Source organism: Aeromicrobium sp., from assembly GCF_025965075.1.
Taxonomy (GTDB): domain Bacteria; phylum Actinomycetota; class Actinomycetes; order Propionibacteriales; family Nocardioidaceae; genus Aeromicrobium.
In genome coordinates, this window is record NZ_JAOPXQ010000235.1 from 1 (window position 1) to 5,633 (window position 5,633).

4 protein-coding genes are annotated in these 5,633 nt (G+C 69.8%); 3 read left to right on the forward strand and 1 reads right to left on the reverse strand.

Features of this window, described 5'->3' with window-relative positions; genetic code table 11:
* Both JWQ91_RS14115 and JWQ91_RS14120 read left to right on the forward strand, forming a co-directional pair.
* A partial coding sequence (locus JWQ91_RS14115; RefSeq protein WP_297785394.1) for an NAD(P)/FAD-dependent oxidoreductase occupies positions 1-1,047 on the forward strand: 1,047 nt, incomplete at its 5' end.
* The gene (locus JWQ91_RS14120) at positions 1,047-2,351 is read left to right on the forward strand and encodes a cytochrome P450 (protein WP_297785397.1); all 1,305 of its coding nucleotides are present in this window, start codon (positions 1,047-1,049) and stop codon (positions 2,349-2,351) included. The genes JWQ91_RS14115 and JWQ91_RS14120, both read left to right, overlap by 1 nt.
* Before the next feature lie 21 nt (positions 2,352-2,372).
* Here JWQ91_RS14120 and JWQ91_RS14125 read toward each other — a convergent pair whose 3' ends face one another.
* Entirely contained in the window at positions 2,373-4,913 is a 2,541-nt protein-coding gene (locus JWQ91_RS14125; RefSeq protein ID WP_297785400.1) for a DEAD/DEAH box helicase, read from the reverse strand.
* A 93-nt stretch (positions 4,914-5,006) separates the two neighbouring features.
* Between JWQ91_RS14125 and JWQ91_RS14130 the strand changes: the two genes are divergently transcribed.
* Positions 5,007-5,633: zinc-binding dehydrogenase (locus JWQ91_RS14130; RefSeq protein WP_297785402.1), on the forward strand; the 627-nt coding region annotated here is incomplete at its 3' end.

Consider the following 5,633-nt stretch of genomic DNA (forward strand, 5'->3'; position numbering starts at 1 on the left):
AACGTCCCCGAGATCGCGGGCGCCGACTCGTTCGAGGGCCCCCGCTTCCACTCCGCGGAGTGGGACCACACGGTCGACCTCAAGGACAAGAAGGTCGTCGTGATCGGGACGGGCGCCAGCGCGATCCAGTTCATCCCGATCATCGCCCAGGAGGTCGCGCAGCTCACGGTCTTCCAGCGCACGCCCCCGTGGGTGCTGCCCAAGAAGGACAAGCCGACCGCCGAGTGGCGCAAGAAGGTCTTCGCGACGGTCCCCGGGGCCCAGCGGGCCTACCGCAACGCGCTCTACTGGGGGCTCGAGGCGCGCGCGATCGCGTTCAACGGCCACCTCAACGTGCTGCCGTTCGCCGAGAAGATCGTCTCGAAGTACCTCGAGCGGACGATCCCCGACCCGGAGCTGCGCGCCCAGCTGACGCCGGACTACCGGCTCGGCTGCAAGCGGGTGCTGCAGTCCAACACGTACTACCCGACGTTCCTGCGCGACAACGTCACGCTCAGCACCGACGGCGTGCAGGAGATCCTCCCCGACGGCGTGATCGACGGCAACGGCGTCAAGCACGAGGCCGACGTCATCATCTACGGCACGGGCTTCCACGTCATCGACGCGTTCGACTACCTCGACATCAAGGGCCGCAACGGGGTCGACCTGGCGACGCAGTTCCGCGAGGGCGGCGTCGAGACGTACATGGGGATGATGATCAACGGGTTCCCCAACCTCGCATTCATGCTCGGCCCCAACACGGCGCTGGGCCACAACTCGGTCGTGTTCATGATCGAGCAGCAGACCAAGTTCATCATCCGGCTGCTCGACGAGATGCGCGATCGTGGCGCCGTGGCGGCCGAGCCGACCAAGCAGGCGCAGACGGCCTTCAACGAGGAGATCCAGCGGCTCGTCGAGAAGGGCATCTGGACGCAGGGCGGCTGCACGAGCTGGTATCTCGACAGCCACGGCAAGAACCGCACGATCTGGCCCAAGTTCACGTTCCAGTACTGGTGGGAGACGCGGAAGGTCAACGTGCCGGACTTCGCGTGGGAGCAGGCGAGCTGATGACCGGTGCCTACGACATCCCGGCCGGCCCCAGGACCCACCCGGCGGTGATGACGTGGCGCTTCATGCGCAACCGGGACACCCTCGTCCCGCGTCTCCACGCGGAGCTCGGGGACACGTTCTCGGTCCGGATCCTGCCGGGGCCGCGGACGCTCGTCGTGTTCAGCGATCCGGCCGACGTCAAGGAGATCTTCGCCGCCGACCCGTCGCAGTTCCATGCCGGCAAGGGCAACGAGATCCTCAAGCCCGTCATGGGCGAGCACTCGGTGCTGCTGACCGACGACGCCGAGCACCAGCGGGCCCGCAAGCTCCTGATGCCGGCGTTCACCGGGCCGTCCATGCGGGCCTACCAGCCGCTGGTCGAGGCGATCGCCAAGGTCGAGGTCGACTCGTGGCGCGACGGTGACACGCTGCAGACGCTCGACCGGATGAACGCCATCGCGCTCGACGTGATCCTCCAGGTCGTCTTCGGCGTGACCGACGAGTCGCGGCTCGCGGTGCTGCGGCCCAAGGTCAACCGGATGGTCAACATCGACGCCAAGATGCTGCTCGCCTGGTCGTACCCGAGGCTCTTCGCGTTGCCGCCGTGGCGCGGCTACTTCAAGAACCAGCAGGAGGTCGACGAGCTGCTGTACGCCGAGATCCGCGAGCGTCGGGCGGCCCACGACCTGGAGGGTCGCGACGACGTCCTGTCCCGGCTGCTGCGGGTCGGTGACTCCGATCCCGACGAGAAGCCGCTGACCGACGCCGAGATGCGCGACCAGCTCGTGACCCTGTTGCTCGCCGGCCATGAGACGACGGCATCGGCGCTGTCCTGGACCCTGCACGAGCTGGGCCGCAACCCCGCGCTGCTGGCCCGGGCCGTGTCGGCGGCGGACTCCGGCGACGACGCCTTCCTCGAGGCGTGCCTCAAGGAGGGGATGCGGCTGCACCCCATCATCGACTTCGTCGCCCGGACCCTGCAGAGCGACCAGGTCGTCGGTGGGCGGCTGCTCCCCCGCGGCACCACGGTCACGCCGTCGATCATCCTGTCGCACAGTCGTGAGGCGAGCTTCGCGGACGCTCACACGTACGACCCGGACCGGTTCCTGGCCTCGAAGATCGCTCCCAACACGTGGATCCCGTTCGGCGGCGGCGTGCGGCGCTGCATCGGGGCGGCGTTCTCGTTGATGGAGGGCACCGTGGTGCTGCGCGAGGTGCTGCAGCGCTTCTCGGTGACCGCCGACGCGGTGGCGCCCAACAAGCTCCGCAACATCACGAACGTCCCGGCCGACAAGGCGCCGCTGAGGCTGACCGCTCGCTGACCTTTGGCGCACGCCGCTGAGCTAGCGGGGGCCGACGTCCAGGATCGTCACCGCGGCCTCGCCGATCTCGTCCGAGGCGGCGAGGTCCACCGAGGCGCTGATGCCCCAGTCGCGGTCCCCTTCGGGATCGTCGAAGGTCTGGCGGACGGTCCACGTCGTCGGACCCTCCTCGACCATGAACAGCTCCGGTCCGCGGGAGCCGGGCCCGGTGCCGATGTTCGTCGCGAATCCGGTGACCGCCGGGTACTCCTCGCGATAGGCCGCCATCGCCTCCATCCAGGCGTTCTCGTCCCAGCCGTCCTCGGCGTCCAGCGCGTCGAGCTCGCTCCACCGACCGAACGCCGCGAGCTCGACCCTGCGGAACAGCGCGTTGCGGACCAGCACGCGGAACGCGCGGGTGTTGCCCGTGACCGGGCGGGGCGTCTCGGTGCCGAGCGCCTTGGGGCGTACGTCGAGCGGATCGGTGGTCGGGTTGATCAGCTCCTCCCACTCGTCGAGCAGCGACGAGTCGGTCTGTCGCACGAGCTCGCCGAGCCACTCGGTCAGGTCCTCGAGCTCCTCGTTGCGCGCCGAGACCGGCACGGTGCGGCCGAGGGTCTTGTAGACGTCGGAGAGATAGCGCAGCACGAGCCCCTCGGACCGGGCGAGCTGATAGTCGCCGATCAGCTCGCTGAACGTCATGGCCCGCTCCCACATCTCGCGGACGACCGACTTGGGTCGCAGCTCGTGGTCGGCGACCCACGGGTGGCCCGTCCGGTACGTCTCGTAGGCCGCGGTCAGCAGCTCCTCGAGCGGCTTGGGGTGGGTGATCTCCTCGAGCAGCTCCATCCGCTCGTCGTACTCGATCCCGTCCATCTTCATCTCGTTGATGGCCTCGCCGCGGGCCCGGTGCCGCTGGGCGTTGACGATGGGGCGCGGGTCGTCGAGCGTCGACTCGACGACCGAGACGACGTCGAGCGCGTACGTCGGGGACTCGCGGTCGAGCAGCTCGAACGCCGCGACAGCGAACGGGGACAGCGGCTGGTTGAGCGCGAAGTTGGCCTGCAGGTCGATCGTCAGCTGCAGCGTGCGACCCTCCTCGTCGGGCGGCTCGAGCCGCTCGACGACGTCGCCGGCGAGCAGGGCCTCGATGATCTCGTCGACCTGGGCGAGCATCCGGTCCTGCGACTCCTCGGTCTCCCCGCTCTCGCGCAGCAGCCGCTCCAGCGAGGCCCGGGCGTCGCCGGGCCGCGAGATGACGTCGAGCACCATCGCGTGGCTGACCCGCATCCGCGAGACGAGCGGCTCGGGAGTGCCGGTCGACAGCTTCTCGAACGTCCCCTGGCCCCAGGACACGAAGCCCTCCTGCGGCTTCTTGCGCTGGATCCGCTTGAGCTTCTTGGGGTCGTCGCCGGCCTTGCGGACCAGCCGGGCGTTCTCGATCTCGTGCTCCGGCGCCTCGACGACGACGTGACCGATCGTGTCGTAGCCGGCCCGTCCCGCCCGGCCGGCGATCTGCTGGAACTCGCGGACCTGCAGCTGGCGCTGGCGCACCCCGTCGTACTTCGACAGCCCGCTGAACAGCACGGTCCGGATCGGCACGTTGATGCCGACGCCGAGGGTGTCGGTGCCGCAGACGACCTTGAGCAGCCCCTGCTGGGTCAGCGTCTCGACGAGCCGGCGATAGCGCGGCAACATCCCCGCGTGGTGCACGCCGACGCCCATCCGGATCAGCCGGGACAGGGTCTTGCCGAACGCCGAGGAGAACCGGAAGTCCCCCAGCGCCTCCGCGATGGTGTCGCGCTCCTCGCGGGTCGCGACCTTGATGCTGGTCAGCGCCTGCGCCCGCTCCAGCGCCGAGAGCTGGGTGAAGTGCACGACGTACACGGGGGTCTGGCCCGTCTCGATGAGCTGCTCGAGCGTCTCCTGCACGGGCGTCGAGACGTACTCGCTGACCAGCGGGACGGGCCGCTCGGTCGTGGCGACGACGGCGGTGTCGCGGCCGGTACGCCGGCTGAGATCCGCCTCGAGCCTCGTCGTGTCGCCGAGGGTCGCCGACATCAGGAGGAACTGCGCCTTCGGCAGCTCGATCAGCGGCACCTGCCACGCCCAGCCGCGGTCGCGGTCGGCATAGAAGTGGAACTCGTCCATCACGACGAGCCCGATGTCGGCGTCGGCACCCTCGCGCAGCGCCATGTTGGCGAGGATCTCGGCGGTCGCGGCGATGATCGGGGCGTCGGCGTTGACCGCGGCGTCACCCGTGACCATCCCGACGTTCTCGGCGCCGAAGATCTCGCACAGGTCGAAGAACTTCTCGCTGACCAGCGCCTTGATCGGCGCGGTGTAGACGCTGCACTCGCCGCGCGCCAGCGCCGCGGCCATCGCCCCCGTGGCGACGAGGCTCTTGCCCGAGCCGGTCGGCGTCGCCAGGACGACGTTGGATCCCGCGACGCACTCGAGGATCGCCTCGTCCTGCGCGGGGTACATCGTCAGCCCACGAGACTCGACCCACTCGGCGATCGCCTCGTAGACGGCGTCCTCGTCGGAGGTCACGCCCTTCGGGAGCAGATCGATGAGGCGCATGGGTCCAGTGTCTCGTGCCGCCCATGGGCGCGGGCGGGTGCACCACCGCACGATCCCTAAGCGGGCGCTTAGCATTGCGGTAGTGTCGCGCGCATGAAGGCGATCCAGATCACGTCCCTCGACGGCCCCTCCGCAGTGGAGCACCTCGACCTCCCCAGCCCCGTGCCCGGCGACGGCCAGGTCCTGATCCGCGTCCACGCCGCCGGCGTCGCGTTCCCCGAGGTGCTGCAGTCCCGCGGTGAGTACCAGCTCAAGCCGGACCTGCCCTTCATCCCGGGCGCCGAGGTGGCCGGCGAGGTCGTCAGCGCGCCGGTGGACTCCGGCTTCTCCGCCGGCGACCGGGTCGCGGCGCTGTGCCTGCTCGGCGGGTACGCCGAGGAGGTCGTGGCGTCGGTCGACCTGACGTTCCCGCTCCCCGAGGCGATCTCGTACGAGCAGGGCGCCTCGGTGATCTTCAACTACGGCACGGCCTACTTCGCGCTGATCGAGCGCGGCGGGCTGGTCGAGGGCGAGTCGGTGCTCGTGCAGGGCGCCGCCGGTGGCATCGGCACCGCCGCGATCCAGGTCGCCAAGGCGTTCGGCGCCGGGCGCGTCGTCGCCGTGACCTCGACGCCCGAGAAGGGCGCCGTCGCCCTGGCCGCCGGTGCCGACGAGTTCGTGCTGCCCGAGGGCTTCAAGGACGCCGTGGCCGAGAGCGGCAAGGTCGACATCGTGGTCGAC